At 34.5% G+C, this 15,409-nt stretch carries 15 protein-coding genes and 1 pseudogene; 12 read left to right on the plus strand and 4 right to left on the minus strand.

What is annotated here, in order from left to right; all coding sequences use genetic code 11:
* Positions 1-71 precede the first annotated feature (71 nt).
* From HMPREF3264_RS01660 to HMPREF3264_RS01670, 4 genes are all read left to right on the plus strand, one after another.
* The gene (locus HMPREF3264_RS01660) at positions 72-299 is read left to right on the plus strand and encodes a FeoA family protein (RefSeq protein ID WP_037541676.1); all 228 of its coding nucleotides are present in this window, start codon (positions 72-74) and stop codon (positions 297-299) included.
* A gap of 5 nt (positions 300-304) precedes the next feature.
* Complete coding sequence (gene feoB, locus HMPREF3264_RS01665) at positions 305-2,299, plus strand: ferrous iron transport protein B (protein ID WP_070871718.1); 1,995 nt, start codon at positions 305-307, stop codon at positions 2,297-2,299.
* A gap of 12 nt (positions 2,300-2,311) precedes the next feature.
* Positions 2,312-2,485 (plus strand): FeoB-associated Cys-rich membrane protein, encoded by a 174-nt coding sequence (locus tag HMPREF3264_RS12350; RefSeq protein WP_083327769.1) that lies wholly within the window; start codon positions 2,312-2,314, stop codon positions 2,483-2,485.
* 189 nt (positions 2,486-2,674) lie between these two features.
* The gene (locus HMPREF3264_RS01670) at positions 2,675-3,139 is read left to right on the plus strand and encodes a hypothetical protein (protein ID WP_070871719.1); all 465 of its coding nucleotides are present in this window, start codon (positions 2,675-2,677) and stop codon (positions 3,137-3,139) included.
* Between the two features lie 158 nt (positions 3,140-3,297).
* On the opposite strand, the gene HMPREF3264_RS01675 is transcribed toward HMPREF3264_RS01670, so the two are convergent.
* On the minus strand, positions 3,298-3,618 hold the full coding sequence (locus HMPREF3264_RS01675) for a YrhK family protein (protein WP_002444336.1): 321 nt from the start codon (positions 3,616-3,618) through the stop codon (positions 3,298-3,300).
* 95 nt (positions 3,619-3,713) lie between these two features.
* Between HMPREF3264_RS01675 and HMPREF3264_RS01680 the strand changes: the two genes are divergently transcribed.
* Positions 3,714-4,232 carry a methylated-DNA--[protein]-cysteine S-methyltransferase gene (locus tag HMPREF3264_RS01680; protein WP_070871720.1) on the plus strand — a complete coding sequence of 173 codons (519 nt, stop codon included), beginning with the start codon at positions 3,714-3,716 and terminating at the stop codon, positions 4,230-4,232.
* A gap of 68 nt (positions 4,233-4,300) precedes the next feature.
* On the opposite strand, the gene HMPREF3264_RS01685 is transcribed toward HMPREF3264_RS01680, so the two are convergent.
* Positions 4,301-5,467: a hydroxymethylglutaryl-CoA synthase gene (locus HMPREF3264_RS01685; RefSeq protein ID WP_070871721.1), complete on the minus strand. Its 1,167-nt coding sequence runs from the start codon at positions 5,465-5,467 to the stop codon at positions 4,301-4,303.
* 243 nt (positions 5,468-5,710) lie between these two features.
* Between HMPREF3264_RS01685 and HMPREF3264_RS01690 the strand changes: the two genes are divergently transcribed.
* A complete protein-coding gene (locus HMPREF3264_RS01690; RefSeq protein WP_070871722.1) occupies positions 5,711-6,988 on the plus strand; it encodes a hydroxymethylglutaryl-CoA reductase, degradative in 1,278 nt (425 codons plus the stop codon).
* 81 nt (positions 6,989-7,069) lie between these two features.
* Here HMPREF3264_RS01690 and HMPREF3264_RS01695 read toward each other — a convergent pair whose 3' ends face one another.
* Positions 7,070-7,504, minus strand: a complete 435-nt coding sequence (locus HMPREF3264_RS01695) for a CHAP domain-containing protein (RefSeq protein ID WP_070871723.1) — start codon at positions 7,502-7,504, stop codon at positions 7,070-7,072.
* A gap of 255 nt (positions 7,505-7,759) precedes the next feature.
* Entirely contained in the window at positions 7,760-7,975 is a 216-nt protein-coding gene (locus HMPREF3264_RS01700) for a sterile alpha motif-like domain-containing protein (protein WP_037541673.1), read from the minus strand.
* A 188-nt stretch (positions 7,976-8,163) separates the two neighbouring features.
* On the opposite strand from HMPREF3264_RS01700, the gene HMPREF3264_RS01705 reads away from it, so the two are divergent.
* From HMPREF3264_RS01705 to HMPREF3264_RS01730, 6 genes and pseudogenes are all read left to right on the plus strand, one after another.
* Positions 8,164-9,045, plus strand: a complete 882-nt coding sequence (locus HMPREF3264_RS01705; protein ID WP_070871724.1) for a cidABC operon transcriptional activator CidR — start codon at positions 8,164-8,166, stop codon at positions 9,043-9,045.
* A 222-nt stretch (positions 9,046-9,267) separates the two neighbouring features.
* A complete protein-coding gene (locus tag HMPREF3264_RS01710) occupies positions 9,268-9,660 on the plus strand; it encodes a CidA/LrgA family protein (RefSeq protein WP_037541672.1) in 393 nt (130 codons plus the stop codon).
* Positions 9,657-10,346, plus strand: a complete 690-nt coding sequence (locus HMPREF3264_RS01715; RefSeq protein WP_002444324.1) for an LrgB family protein — start codon at positions 9,657-9,659, stop codon at positions 10,344-10,346. Before HMPREF3264_RS01710 ends, HMPREF3264_RS01715 begins: the two co-directional genes overlap by 4 nt.
* 46 nt (positions 10,347-10,392) lie before the next feature.
* A pseudogene (locus tag HMPREF3264_RS01720) lies at positions 10,393-12,131 on the plus strand (pyruvate oxidase).
* A gap of 258 nt (positions 12,132-12,389) precedes the next feature.
* Positions 12,390-14,417, plus strand: a complete 2,028-nt coding sequence (gene ptsG, locus HMPREF3264_RS01725) for a glucose-specific PTS transporter subunit IIBC (protein ID WP_070871725.1) — start codon at positions 12,390-12,392, stop codon at positions 14,415-14,417.
* A gap of 225 nt (positions 14,418-14,642) precedes the next feature.
* Positions 14,643-15,401 carry a CPBP family intramembrane glutamic endopeptidase gene (locus HMPREF3264_RS01730; protein WP_002444317.1) on the plus strand — a complete coding sequence of 253 codons (759 nt, stop codon included), beginning with the start codon at positions 14,643-14,645 and terminating at the stop codon, positions 15,399-15,401.
* Positions 15,402-15,409 lie beyond the last annotated feature (8 nt).

The following is a 15,409-nucleotide window of genomic DNA, read 5'->3' on the forward strand; positions in this document are numbered from 1 at the left end:
AAAAATCACGTAGAGGCATATCCTTTTCTTAATGATAATGATTCTTAATTAGAGATAAAAAGGTGAGTATGATGTTGAATGTAAAGAATGGATTAAAAGACAAAAAATATAGAATCAAGCATATAGGAATTACAAATAAAAAAATGCTATATCGTTTAGGTGCTATGGGTGTAACTAAAGGTAGCGAAATCAGTATTAAGCAACAATGTTTGTTAAATGGACCAAGTATCGTTGAAATAAATGGGCAATATCTCAGTATAAGACAATCTGATGCACGCCTTATTGCATTGGAGGACTAATTTCGATGAGTGAGACTTTCTGTATATTAGGTAATCCAAATGTAGGTAAAACCTCTTTATTCAATGCTTTAACCGGTTCGTACGAATACGTAGGGAATTGGAGTGGGGTAACAGTAGAAAAAAAGATTGGTAAATTGAAAGGGAGTTTAGGTAGTTTAATTGATTTACCCGGTATTTATGACTTGTCACCGATATCTAAAGATGAAACAGTTGTCACTGATTATTTATTGACGACGAATTTCACAGGCGCAATCAATATTATTGACGCTAGTCAACTTAAGAGAAATATGCAACTCACTATTCAACTAATGGAATTAAATGTGCCATTAATTATTGGATTAAATATGGTCGATGTAGCGACACAAAGAGGTATCAAGATTCAATTTGATCAATTAATGAAAAGGTTAAAAATACCTATGTTCCCAATCGTGGCTAGAAAATCTAAAGGGACTAATGACATATTACATGAGTTAGAGTTTTTAAAGCCCGATGACAGACAAGTATTTAAAATTGATTATGGTAAAGAAATTGAAGATGCAATTGAACGCATGAGTTTAATTATAAAAACAAATTCAAACTTTCCCAAAGAACGCATTCGTTTTATAGCAATACAATATTTACTCGATAACGTACAAATTTCTCAAAAATTAAGTGATGCAATTTTAGAACAAATCGCACCCATTAAACAAGAATTAAACCATCAATCAGATTTATATGCTCGTGAACATATTGAAAAGATACGCAATAACTATATCAATGAAATATTAGAAGGTGCAGTTGAATATCCTGAAGAAGAAAAACAATTCCTCACTGCCACTATAGATAAACTTCTTATTAACAAGTATTTAGGGATCCCTATTTTTCTAGGTATTATGTGGCTTATTTTTCAAACGACATTCACATGGATAGGCACCCCATTATCTGACCAGATGGATAGCTTCATTGGAGGGCCATTTACAGATTGGGTAAAGTTACTCATGAATGATTTGCACGTTTTGCCATTTCTTCAAGATTTAATTACGGACGGCATCATCGCTGGCGTAGGTTCAGTACTTGTCTTTGTACCTCAAATCGTCGTGCTGTTCTTCTTTATTTCTTTATTAGAAGATTCGGGTTATATGGCAAGGATTGCCGTCTTAATGGATAGAACAATGGAAACCATTGGACTCAGTGGTAAATCATTTATTCCAATGATTATAGGATTTGGGTGTAATGTGCCAAGTATTATGGCTGCACGCAGTATTGAAAATGAAAAAGAACGTTTGATTACAATACTCATCGCACCTTTCATGTCTTGTTCAGCGCGTTTACCTGTCTATGCTTTATTTGTGGGCGTATTCTTTAAAGCTTATCAATCTCTAGTGGTGCTAAGTCTATATTTATTAGGAATTTTAGTCGCGTTGATTGTCAGCACGATTTTAAATCGCTGTATTTTAAAAAATTCAGACTCGGTTTTTATTGTTGAGCTACCTACTTATCGCGTGCCATCCTTTAAAACACTCTGGAGAAGTACTTGGGAAAAGGCTAAAGGATTCGTAAGAAAAGCTGGTACATTTATTTTTGGTGGTTCAGTAGTAATTTGGGCTTTGACTTACATCGGCCCTCATGGCGTGAATGTGAAAATAAACCAAAGTTTTATACACATTTTAGGAGAGGCAGTGTCACCAATTATTGCACCACTAGGTTTTGGTACATGGCAAGCTGGTGCAACATTAATTCCTGGATTTTTAGCTAAAGAAGTGATTATTAGTTCAATGGCAATTCTCTATTCATCCAGTGAAGATGGTTTGGTTCAAGTTATCCAACAGCAATTCACACCATTATCTGCATATGCCTTTATGATATTCATATTACTCTATGTACCATGTATCTCTACAGTTGCAACGATTCGTAAAGAAACATGTTCATGGAAATGGACATTATTCGCACTCATTTATCCGATTATTACTGCATATGGATTAACGCTAGCATTTTATCAAATAAGTAAATTATTTATATAAGGAAGTGATAATATGTACATCGCTATTAATATAATCATTTGTTTAGCGATATTTGGTTATACAGTCATGTCGCTTTATAAGTTCTTTAAACGGTCTAAGTCAGGGCAATGTGGCGGTTGTAAAACAGGTTGCCAGTGTGACCATTCCGCCTCAGAAAAAGTAAAACCGACGCATTCTAAAATTTAAAGCTATTCATATAAACTTCTTCGTTTTCGAGTACGCCTCGTTAATGAAGAAGTTTTTATTATTAAGAAAAAGTTGAGTAATTATTAATTTACAAAAATAATGATTAATAATTTTAAAAAGTGATATATTATATGTAACTATAAATAGTAGTATTTAATTATTTTGCAGTAAACATGGAGGATTTAACTTATGAAAGGTAGCAAGAAGCTTGATAACTTATTAGAAGATAATAAGAAAAAATTAAAGAAATTATTTAAGTATGATAAGAAAGAAGCGTTATCATTCACGAAAGAAGATAGAGAAAAAGTCAAAGATAAGTTTGGGGTCTATGTTATTTTTGATCAAAAGAAACCAGTATTTGTAGGGCAAACAGGTGGTTACTCAACAACATATAAGCCTATTTCTAAAGATTTATATACTAAGTTAGGTCAATATAATTCACAGTCTGATAGTGGTACGACGAAATTTAGAAAAGGGTTTGCGCAAAGCAACAATCTAGATACTTCTGATTTAAAAAGTATCACTGCAGAACAACATAGTTTAACGTTCCAATACATTAAAGTGAAAGATGAACCAACTTTTATTAATATTTTAGAACTTTTAGCTTTAGAATATGCGAAAGACAAAGGTTATCAGCTGTATAATTTTGAATAAGTAAACAAAAAGATACAGATGCAGGTCACAACACGTAATCCTTAATCATTCATTGAAGTATCGATATAAAATACGCTCTAAGAGAGCGGGGCAGTAGTAATAAATGATGTCCCAATCTCTTAGAGCTATTATTTTAGAATTTATGACTATGTTGCGTCTTAAAGTTTAGATTGATGTTGTAATTCTTCTTGATATTTACGTTTATAAAATTTAGATAACTTGAGATCGTGAATAAATGAAATCACTGGTCGTGCTGTCATCTGCAGACTGCCTATGACAAAGAGTATAGTGCCAGCAACCATTGTTTGGTCACTAAAGAAGAAAAAGCTTCCCACTAGAAAGATTAAACCTAATACAATATCATTAATTTGATATAAAGCTTTGTAGAAAGTGGTAATTTGATTGGCACGATTTTGACTTTCAGAACTTAAATTATTTTTATTAAAATGAAGATCAACATCGTTTTTATGATGAATCATAGATATTCCCCCACATTATTTGATGTGTAAAGCATTCCCATTTCCATTTCTACTTAAACTCAACGCGTATGAGATAAATAAAAGGAGTTGTTACAATGCAATATCAAACGACATATCAATCACCACTAGGCCAATTACAGTTAATTAGCGATGGTACTTCGCTGACTCATCTTTTATATCCACATCAATATGAAAAAAATATTGATATGAAAGATGATTTACCTATTTTCACTAGCGCTAAACGATGGTTAGATCATTATTTTAATGGTGACGATCCAATGATAGATTTTCAATTATTGCCACAGGGAAGTAATTTTCAACAAGAGGTTTGGAATGAATTAACGACAATTAAGTATGGAGATTTAAAAACATATGGAGATATTGCGAAAATAGTAGGTCGGAAATTAAATAAATCAAAGATGTCAGCGCAAGCCGTTGGAGGTGCTGTAGGAAGCAATCCTATTTCAATCATCATACCGTGTCATCGTGTTGTTGGGAAAGATGGCAGTTTAACAGGATATGGAGGTACAATTGATAACAAAATTAAATTGTTAGAAATTGAAAATGTCGATATGACAAAACTTTATCGTCCTAAACATAGTACAAAACCGTAAGATAATAGAAAGGGAGTAGGCTAGCGAAATCATTTTCGCTGGCCTACTCCCTTGCACTTTATTATTTTTTATTCTGGAATATGATATTCACGGATATCTTCTTGAATGTCTTTTAAGTAATAAATATCTTTGTCTTCATTAGATTGTTCAATCTCATGGTTAAAGTCTAAGTCGTCAAAACGTTTAAAGAATGATTCATATTCTTCAACAGATACTTCTGTACGATTGTTTAATAATGATTTATGACCTTCGATATCTAAATGTTTGTCGAAGCCATCAACAAGTGTTGCACTGAAGAATTCGCCTACAGAACCGGAACCATAACTAAATAATCCGATTGTTTGATCGCCTTTAAGGTCACGTGTCTCTAGTAATGAAATTAAGCTTAAGTATGATGATCCAGTATAAATATTACCGACGTAGCGATTATAATACACTGCATCTTCATAACCTGATTTCAAACGTTCTTGAGTCGTTTCATCAGCATTATCAATAATCGAATCTAATGCTTTTTTGCCCATTTTAGTAAATGGAACATGGAAACAAAGTGATTCAAAGTCAGATAATGATTTTCCTTGGCGACGTGCGTATTCATTCCAGCTTTCTTGGAAAGATTTGATATAAGCATCTTTAGACAATGCTCCGGCAACTAGTGGGTATTTATGCCCAGTTGGTCTCCAGAAATCATATACATCTTCAGTGTATGCAACAGCGTCATCGTTTAATTTTAAAATACTTGGTTCATGTGAAATCATCATTGCTACAGCGCCGGCACCTTGTGTAGGTTCACCGCCAGAGTTAATACCATAACGTGCAGTGTCGCTTGCGATGACTAATACCTTTTCATTAGGACGTTGTGCGAGGTAATCTTTAGCAAGTTGTATAGCTGGTGTTGCGGCATAACATGCTTCTTTCATTTCAAAGCAACGCGCGAAGGGTTGGATACCTAACAAATGATGTATCTGAACGGCAGCTGCCTTTGCATTATCGATGGCAGATTCAGTTGCGACGATAACCATTCCAATATTCTTTTTATCTTCGTCTGTTATAATATCCTTAGCAGCATTTGCTCCCATAGATACTATATCTTGGTTTACTGGGCTTACGGCCATCTCTGTTTGACCGATTCCAATGAGAAATTTATTTGGATCAACTTGGCGTGCTTCGGCGAGTTTTGCCATGTCTACATAATACTTTGGTACGTAAAAGTTTATTCTATCGATACCTATGTTCATAAGGCGAATCATCCTTTCATTTTTAAAAGTAGCATTAGTATCATATCAGAACGATACATTATTATACAATGAAATATAACAGAATAATTCATCAAAGTATAACAGAAATGTAAGCGTTTTACACGATAATTTGCTACCATGTAATCAATCGCATATGCGAAGTTTTAGGATCTTTAATTTTCAGGAAAATAATTATTAACAAGTTTAAAATAAATAGATAGACATATATAAAGGAGTATACTCATGAAAAGTTTAGAAAAGGGATTTAGACATTTATCGCGAGAAGACAAATTAAAACAATTAGTCGAATATGGTTGGCTTCATACTGATAATTATGAATCATTACTCAATCAACCACTTATAAATGAAGAAGTTGCGAACAGTTTAATAGAGAATGTCATTGGACAAGGCGCTTTACCAGTAGGACTATTACCGAAGATTGTGGTGGATGATAAAGAATATGTAGTGCCAATGATGGTAGAAGAACCTTCAGTCGTGGCAGCTGCGAGTTACGGGGCGAAATTAGTGAATCAAAGTGGAGGATTCAAAACGATTTCTAGTCAACGTCTAATGATAGGACAAATCGTCTTTGATGATGTGGATGACACTGAACAATTATCTTCAGATATTGAACGTCTTGAGTCTCAAATTCATCAAATTGCTGATGAAGCATACCCATCTATCAAAGAACGTGGTGGCGGTTATCAACGTATCGAAATTGATACATTTCCAGAACAGAATTTATTGTCACTGAAAGTATTCGTGGATACGAAGGACGCGATGGGTGCCAATATGTTAAATACGATACTTGAAGCTATTACAGCTCACCTTAAAAATGAATTCCCAGACAAAGAAGTATTAATGAGCATCTTATCAAATCACGCGACAGCTTCCGTTGTAAAAGTACAAGGTGAAATAGATGTTAAAGACTTAAATAGAGGAGAGAGAAGTGGCGAAGACGTAGCTTATCGAATGGAACGTGCATCGGTACTAGCACAAGTTGATATTCATCGTGCTGCTACTCACAATAAAGGAGTAATGAACGGTATTCATGCAGTAGTTCTAGCCACAGGTAACGATACTAGAGGCGCAGAGGCCAGTGCACACGCCTACGCAAGTCGTGATGGACACTATAGAGGTATCGCAACATGGGAATATGATAAAGATCGTGGTAAATTGATTGGTACGATTGAAGTGCCAATGACATTAGCAATTGTTGGAGGCGGAACGAAAGTATTACCAATTGCTAAAGCTTCTCTTGATTTATTAAATGTGGAAACAGCTCAAGAATTAGGGCATGTTGTAGCTGCAGTGGGATTAGCCCAAAACTTCTCTGCATGTAGAGCGCTTGTTTCTGAAGGCATTCAACAAGGACATATGAGCCTACAATACAAATCCTTAGCCATTGTAGTTGGTGCCGAAGGGGAAGAAATTGCAAAAGTTGCAGAGGCATTAAAACAGGAACCTCGCGCCAATACAGCTAAAGCTAAAGAAATTTTAGAAAATATACGCCAATCATAATTAAAAAGCCATCAAACGGGTATGTTCTCCATATGTAATCATAAATATGGAGAACATACCCGTTTGATGGCTTTATACATATTAATAAATGTAATTGTAGTGACGTGCGGATGATTTACTGATAATACGTGTGCCATAACCTAAAGGCACGTTATAGTTATATTCCGAAATTTTGATGCTACCACTTTTATATACTCTCTCAACGACAGCAACATGGCCATAATAACCTGCAGTTGATTGCATCACAGCATATTTTCTTGGTTTGTGACCTGTTGAATAACCTGATCGACGTGCATTATAGTACCAGTTTTTAGCATTTCCCCATCTGTTAGAAACAGGTTTTTCTAATTGTACACGACGTTTATAGGCCCACCAAGTACATTGGTGTTTGTTGTAATAATTATATGAAGCAGCGTGAGATACGTGCGTTTGTTCCATTGTTTGATATGTCAAAGTTCCAGTGAACATTATTCCAGTAGCGATAATAATACGTGATAATAATTTTTTAAGTTTCATTTCTTCTCCCCAAAAAATGTATTTATTTATTAACCTCACTCATAATAATATTTAAAAATACGTAATACAATATAAGAAATGAATTATACAAGTAAATGTAATCCTCATGAAATATTGTGGCAGATTTTGTAATAAAGTTAATATTGTATGCAATTTATAATAGAAAAAGGCGCCCATAGGAGGACGCCTTGCGAGATGATAAACCCCATGTATTCTTGTATATGATAAATGTTAAAAGCATTGTTCCAACATCAATTATATACCGGTGAATTGGTTGAAAACAGCAAGTGCACGTTTGATACTCGTCACTGGTATGTTTTCAGGACATGGATTATTTCGAAAATATGTCAATATTTCACTATGGCTCTTCACTTCTTTAGGAAAATTGATATCTTGATTAATCCAATCAACCAATTCACCTAATGGTGTGTCATCACCAAGGAAATTTTGCATAAATTCGTAAAAGCTCAATTCCTCACCTCAAAAAATGTAATCTGAGCCAAAAACGATTATAACATATTTTCATTTGTTAAAAATACTTACTAAATAAGAATGATTATACTGAATTGTATTCAAAAAAATTTTAATCACTAGAAAGGTCAATCTTATTGTATAATTAATTGTAGTTAATATTTATTTTTATAAAAGAGGGGATATGCTTGGATATTAAACATATGAAGTACTTTGTTGAAGTCGTCAAACAAGGTGGAATGACAAACGCTTCTAAATCACTATACATCGCACAGCCTACCATTAGTAAGGCGATTAAGGATATTGAAGCGGAAATGGCTGTCCCTTTATTCGATAGAAGTAAGAGAAATTTAGTCCTTACAGATGCGGGAAAGATTTTCTTCAATAAATGTAAGGAAATTATCGCCTTATATGATAATTTACCTACCGAAATTAATAGCATGTATGGTTTAGAATCAGGACATATTAATATTAGTATGTCAGCAGTCATGAGTATGCGTAAATTTATAGGTATATTAGGGGAATTTCACCAATTGTATCCGAATATTACATATAATCTCATTGAAAGTGGAGGGAAAACTACAGAGCACCTCATCTTAAACGATGAAGTTGATATCGGTGTTACGACTTTGCCAGTTGACCATCATTTATTCGAATCTATTTCACTTAATAAAGAAGATTTAAGAGTGGTGTTACACAGAGAACATCCGTTAGCACACAAATCATATATTAATATGGAAGAATTAGCAGAAGAAAATTTTATATTATTTAATGAAGATTTTTATTTGAATGATAAAATTATTGAAAATGCTAAAAATGCTGGGTTTGTTCCCAACATGGCATCTCAAATATCTCAATGGAACGTAATAGAAAATCTCATTATAAATAAATTAGGTATTACCATCTTACCAGCAACAATTTCTGAATTACTTAACGATGACGTAAAAATGATTAAACTAGAAAATGCTAATACAGATTGGGAACTTGGCGTTGTGTGGAAGAAAGATAAACGTTTAAGTCATGCAACAAATAAATGGATAGAATTTTTAAAGGAAAACTTAACAGAATAAATTGAATCACTTCATTATGAGATTAAGAAAAACTGTCGATAGTGTACATCATTATTCGACAGTTTTTTTATCGGATTGTGCAAACGGTTTCATAGATTAGAGGAATAGAAAACATTCTGAATAGATATTTTCACTATAGAATCGCGAGCATTATAATAGATAGTAACACTGAAAAAAGTTAGTAACAATTTAGACACAATTTGATAGAAAGGGATGTTGATGATGGAGAGGGCTCGATTTTTGGTTAAATTAATACTTCAACTTGCACTCATCTTACTCATTACTTTTATAGGTACAGAAGTGCAGAAACTATTACACATCCCACTTGCAGGTAGTATCGTTGGTTTAATATTGTTCTTCTTTCTTTTACAGTTTAAGATTATTCCAGAAAGTTGGATTGATGTAGGGGCTAATTTCTTACTCAAGACAATGGTATTTTTCTTTATCCCATCAGTAGTAGGGATTATGGATGTTGCTTCTAATATTACATTGAATTACGTATTGTTCTTCATCGTTATTATTATTGGCACATGCTTAGTCGCTTTATCTTCAGGTTTCATCGCTGAAAAAATGGTAGGAAAAGACAAAATAACAAAAGGGACAGATCAGTCATGAATGATTACTTACAAGCCGTTCTCATGATATTATTAACAGTCGTTTTGTACTATGGTTCGAAGAGACTTCAAGATAAATATAAAAATCCATTTCTAAATCCCGCACTGATAGCTTCAATAGGGATAATAGTTGTATTATTGGTTTTTGGAGTGAGTTATAAAGGGTATATGAAAGGTGGTAATTGGATTAACCACGTTTTAAACGCTACAGTCGTTTGTCTTGCTTATCCGTTATACGAAAATAGACAGAAAATAAAGCAATATATATCTGTTATATTTGCAAGCGTGTTGACTGGTGTACTGCTCAATTTTGTGTTAGTATTTACAACGTTGAAAATCTTTGGTTATTCTAAGGACACGATTGTCACCCTATTACCAAGATCAATCACTGCTGCAGTTGGTATCGAAGTATCCCATGAATTGGGAGGCACAGATACGATGACTGTACTCTTTATTATAACTACAGGTTTAATCGGCAGTATTTTAGGTTCAATGTTATTGCGTATGGGAGGCTTTAAGTCCTCTATAGCTAGAGGATTAACATATGGGAATGCTTCTCACGCCTTCGGTACAGCAAAGGCATTGGAATTAGATATAGAATCAGGAGCATTTAGTTCTATTGGTATGATTCTTACGGCTGTCATTAGCTCAGTCTTAATACCAATACTGATTTTAATGTTTTACTAAAGGGAAAGATGTACTCATATATTAGAAAGGGAGGCTATTTGTAAAAATGGCAAAAATTAAAGCAAACGAAGCATTAGTTAAAGCGTTACAAGCTTGGGACATCGACCATTTATATGGTATTCCAGGTGACTCAATCGACGCAGTAGTTGATAGTTTACGTACGGTAAGAGATCAATTTAAATTCTACCATGTACGTCACGAAGAAGTAGCAAGCTTAGCAGCTGCTAGTTACACTAAAATGACAGGTAAAATCGGTGTAGCATTAAGTATCGGTGGACCTGGTTTAGTTCACTTATTAAATGGTATGTACGATGCTAAAATGGATAACGTTCCTCAATTAATTTTATCTGGTCAAACAAACAGTACTTTATTAGGAACTAAAGCATTCCAAGAAACAAATCTTTCTAAATTATGTGAAGATGTTTCAGTATACAATCACCAAATTCAAAAAGGTGACAACGTATTCGAAATCATTAACGAAGCAATCCGCACTGCTTATGAGAAAAAAGGTGTAGCAGTAGTTATTTGTCCAAATGACTTATTAACTCAAAAAATTAAAGACACAACTAACAGAGCGGTTGATACAACTAAACCAAAACCTGTATCACCAAAATTCAAGAGCATCAAAAAGCTGCGAAATTAATCGATAAAGCTAAAAAACCAGTAATGATTATTGGTGTTGGTACACAACATGCTAAAGACGAATTACGTGAATTTGTTGAAGCAGCAAAAATTCCAGTAATTCACACACTACCAGCTAAAACAATCTTACCTGATGACCATCCATTCAGCATTGGTAACTTAGGTAAAATTGGTACAAAAACATCTTATCAAACAATTCAAGATGCTGACTTATTAATCATGGCTGGTACAAACTACCCTTACGTAGATTACCTACCTAAGAAAAATATTAAAGCAATCCAAATTGACACAAACGAAGCTAATTTAGGTCACCGTTTCAATATCAATGTTGGTATCTTAGGCGACAGTAAAGTTGCTTTCCATCAACTAACTGAAAATATTAAACACGTAGCTAAACGTGCTTTCTTAGATAAAACATTAGAACGTAAAGCTGTTTGGGATAAATGGATGGAACAAGATAAGAACAATAATAAATCACCATTACGTCCAGAACGCTTAATGAAAGCAATCAATGCTAACTTAAAAGATGATGCAATTATCTCAGCAGATGTTGGTACTGCAACAGTTTGGTCAACACGTTACCTAAACTTATCAGTAAACAATAAATTCATCATCTCAAGTTGGTTAGGTACAATGGGTTGCGGTCTTCCAGGTGCTATGGCAGCTAAAATTGCATACCCTAATCGTCAAGCTGTAGCTATTGCTGGTGACGGTGCATTCCAAATGGTAATGCAAGACTTCGCAACTGCAGTTCAATATGATTTACCAATGACAATTTTCGTATTAAACAATAAACAATTATCATTCATTAAATATGAACAACAAGCTGCTGGTGAATTAGAATATGCGATTGATTTCTCTGACATGGATCACGCTAAATTCGCTGAAGCTGCTGGTGGTAAAGGTTATGTTGTTAGAGACGCTAGCCGTCTAGACGATATCGTAGAAGAAGCTATGGCTCAAGACGTTCCAACTATCGTTGACGTTCACGTTGATCCTAACGCTGCGCCATTACCAGGTAAAATCGTTAACGAAGAAGCGCTTGGTTACGGTAGATGGGCTTACAGATCAATCACTGAAGATAAAAACTTAGACTTCGATCAAATCCCACCAATCTCTGTAGCAGCTAAACGTTTCTTATAATAGTTGCTTCTTAAAGAACTCGACTTATGCGTCGGGTTCTTTTTATTTGAAAAAATAAAGAATTGTCTTGTAAACGCTTAATCAAGTGTGTATACTAATTGTAAATAAATAGTAAACATTGCGTGTTACTGGTCATGCAGGCATGAGCAAATGAGAGTTACCATTCTTCGAGATAACTAGAAGGTGATGGTCTTGTTTGTTCATGTCTTTTTTTATGCCAATGTACGCTTTTACTATAGATAGAGAGGAATGTTTAACATGTTTAAAAAGTTATTTGGGCAGTTACAACGTATTGGTAAAGCATTAATGCTTCCAGTTGCGATTCTACCTGCTGCCGGTTTACTTTTAGCAATAGGTACAGCTTTACAAGGTGATTCACTTCAACACTATTTACCATTCATAAAGAATGGCATTGTCCAACAAGTTGCTACGATGATGACAGGTGCTGGTGGAATTATTTTTGATAATCTACCAATCATATTCGCATTAGGTGTAGCCATTGGTCTTGCGAGCGGTGATGGTGTAGCAGCTATAGCAGCGTTTGTAGGATTTATCATTATGAATAAGACAATGGGAGCATTTTTACATATTACATCTGAGCAACTTGGTGATCCTTCTAAAGGTTATGCTAATGTACTTGGTATACCAACATTACAAACAGGTGTGTTTGGCGGTATCATCGTAGGGGCGCTCGCCGCTTGGTGTTACAATAAGTTTTACAATATTTCATTACCATCATATTTAGGTTTCTTTGCAGGTAAACGCTTTGTACCTATTATGATGGCTACGACTTCGTTTATATTAGCTTTTCCAATGGCAATCATTTGGCCTTATATTCAAACGGGCCTAAATTCATTTAGTGAAGGATTGCTCGATTCTAATACAGGTTTAGCGGTATTTTTATTTGGTTTTATTAAGAGATTACTTATTCCTTTTGGATTGCATCATATCTTCCATGCGCCGTTCTGGTTTGAATTCGGTTCTTGGAAAAATGCAGCAGGAGACATTATCAGAGGGGATCAACGTATCTTTATAGAACAAATTCGTGAAGGCGCACACTTAACATCTGGTAAATTCATGCAAGGTGAGTTCCCAGTTATGATGTTTGGTTTACCTGCAGCAGCATTAGCGATTTATCACACAGCGAAGCCAGAAAATAAAAAGATAGTTGCCGGTTTAATGGGTTCAGCAGCATTAACTTCATTCTTAACAGGGATTACAGAGCCTTTAGAATTCTCATTCTTATTCGTTGCGCCATTGTTATTCTTTATACATGCTGTACTTGATGGTTTAGCATTCTTAACTCTATATTTATTAGATGTTCATTTAGGTTATACTTTCTCAGGAGGATTTATTGATTATGTTTTACTAGGCATCTTACCTAATAAAACGTCTTGGTGGTTAGTGATTCCAGTCGGTTTAGTGTATGCAGTCATTTACTATTTTGTATTTAGATTCCTTATCACTAAATTTAACTTTAAGACCCCTGGCCGTGAAGATAAACAAACTGCTACCAAGAGTACCTCAACAAGTGAACTTCCATTTGCCGTTTTAGAAGCTATGGGTGGCAAAGAGAATATTAAACATTTAGACGCTTGTATCACGCGTTTAAGAGTTGAAGTAGAAGATAAATCTAAAGTAGATGTACAAGGTCTAAAAGCTTTAGGTGCTTCAGGTGTTCTAGAAGTTGGTAATAATATGCAAGCCATTTTCGGACCTAAATCAGACCAGATTAAGCATGACATGGCTAAAATTATGAGTGGTGAAATTACTAAACCTAGTGAAACGACAGTGACTGAAGATGTTTCTGATGAACCGATTCATGTCGAAGATGTGAGTGAAACAGAACTCTTTGCGCCTGGCCATGGTCACATCATCCCACTTTCTGAGGTTCCTGATAAGGTGTTCTCTGAAAAGATGATGGGTGATGGTGTAGGATTTATTCCGGAAAAGAGTGAAATCGTCGCACCTTTCGATGGTACAGTGAAAACCGTTTTCCCTACGAAACATGCAATTGGTCTAGAATCAGATTCAGGCGTGGAAGTATTGATTCATATTGGTATTGATACTGTAAAATTAAATGGCAAAGGTTTTGAAAGTCTAGTCCATGCCGATGAAACAGTGACACAAGGTCAACCACTAATGAAGATTGACCTAGCTTACTTGAAAGAAAATGCTCCAAGTATCATTACGCCAGTGATTATTACAAATCTAGGAGCGCGTACTTTAAATGTTGAAGATGTTAAAGACGTTGATCCTGGAAAGGTCATTATGACAATTAAATAATAATAGCTAATTGGAAGTGGGATAGACCCGTGTTGTAAGCCCGCTGTAAGATGGCTAGGATTGGAAGCACTTAATATAAGTGTACTGTCAATTTGGAAAAACAAGCTGAGTATTGATGTCTTAGCTTGTTTTTTTACATCTTTATTGACATAAGCATTGATAAATTGCAATGTAGAGGTATAAGTCACATGTATGTCATAACAAGTTGAAGGGTGGATATGGGGCATGATTGATTCCAAGTTAGACAAAAAGTCGAATGAAAGGCACAAAGGTAATAAAATCCTCAATGTTTTAATCATCTTTGTCATGTCAATTGCTATACAAATACCAGTAGGCATATCATTAGTTGCGCTTCCCTTATCATTGCGTCTAAATGATTGGTATACGATTGCCATAAGTATGCTTACTCTAGGGATAGCATTACTTATTGTATGGGGTGTGCGGTCATATTATTTACATCGTACATATGAATATCAACACTATAAAATGAGAGCAAGAGACATTTTAATTAATTTAGGTTTCTTTCTCCTAGTGATTATGTGTAGTATTAGTGCTAACCTTTTAATGCTCTATTTTACAGGTGATACAAACACAGAGAATGAAAAAACAATAGATGAAAGTCTTAGCTCACTTGTAGATAAAAGTCATTTACCTCATCCTACTATTGTACTTGTAACAGTATTATGTATTTGTTTCATAGGACCTTATCTTGAAGAGCTTGTGTTTAGAGGAATTTTCAAAGAAACTTTATTTATGAAAAGTCGCTTCTGGTTGCCTTTAATCATCTCATCAATGGTATTCAGTTCACAACATCTATCATCAAATATATTCTCCTACGGATTATATTTTTTAATGGGATGCGCCCTCTATATTACTTATAATAGAAGGCGAAATTTGAAGGATAGTATGATGGTACATATGCTAAATAACTCTCTGACAACAATTCCTATTTTTATTGGTTACTTGTACTTCTACTTTAAGTAACATTGAGA

The sequence above is a fragment of the Staphylococcus sp. HMSC62A08 genome, from assembly GCF_001839105.1.
GTDB lineage: Bacteria > Bacillota > Bacilli > Staphylococcales > Staphylococcaceae > Staphylococcus > Staphylococcus caprae.

Bases quoted from the DNA above. Each gene is read 5' to 3' on its own strand.
- HMPREF3264_RS01680 (WP_070871720.1), top strand. From the start codon at position 3,714: ATGCAATATCAAACGACATATCAATCACCACTAGGCCAATTACAGTTA.
- HMPREF3264_RS01690 (WP_070871722.1), top strand. From the start codon at position 5,711: ATGAAAAGTTTAGAAAAGGGATTTAGACATTTATCGCGAGAAGACAAA.
- feoB (WP_070871718.1), top strand. From the start codon at position 305: ATGAGTGAGACTTTCTGTATATTAGGTAATCCAAATGTAGGTAAAACC.
- ptsG (WP_070871725.1), top strand. From the start codon at position 12,390: ATGTTTAAAAAGTTATTTGGGCAGTTACAACGTATTGGTAAAGCATTA.
- HMPREF3264_RS01695 (WP_070871723.1), bottom strand. From the start codon at position 7,504: ATGAAACTTAAAAAATTATTATCACGTATTATTATCGCTACTGGAATA.
- HMPREF3264_RS01730 (WP_002444317.1), top strand. From the start codon at position 14,643: ATGATTGATTCCAAGTTAGACAAAAAGTCGAATGAAAGGCACAAAGGT.
- HMPREF3264_RS01715 (WP_002444324.1), top strand. From the start codon at position 9,657: ATGAATGATTACTTACAAGCCGTTCTCATGATATTATTAACAGTCGTT.
- HMPREF3264_RS01675 (WP_002444336.1), bottom strand. From the start codon at position 3,618: ATGATTCATCATAAAAACGATGTTGATCTTCATTTTAATAAAAATAAT.
- HMPREF3264_RS01685 (WP_070871721.1), bottom strand. From the start codon at position 5,467: ATGAACATAGGTATCGATAGAATAAACTTTTACGTACCAAAGTATTAT.
- HMPREF3264_RS01710 (WP_037541672.1), top strand. From the start codon at position 9,268: ATGGAGAGGGCTCGATTTTTGGTTAAATTAATACTTCAACTTGCACTC.
- HMPREF3264_RS01660 (WP_037541676.1), top strand. From the start codon at position 72: ATGTTGAATGTAAAGAATGGATTAAAAGACAAAAAATATAGAATCAAG.
- HMPREF3264_RS12350 (WP_083327769.1), top strand. From the start codon at position 2,312: ATGTACATCGCTATTAATATAATCATTTGTTTAGCGATATTTGGTTAT.
- HMPREF3264_RS01670 (WP_070871719.1), top strand. From the start codon at position 2,675: ATGAAAGGTAGCAAGAAGCTTGATAACTTATTAGAAGATAATAAGAAA.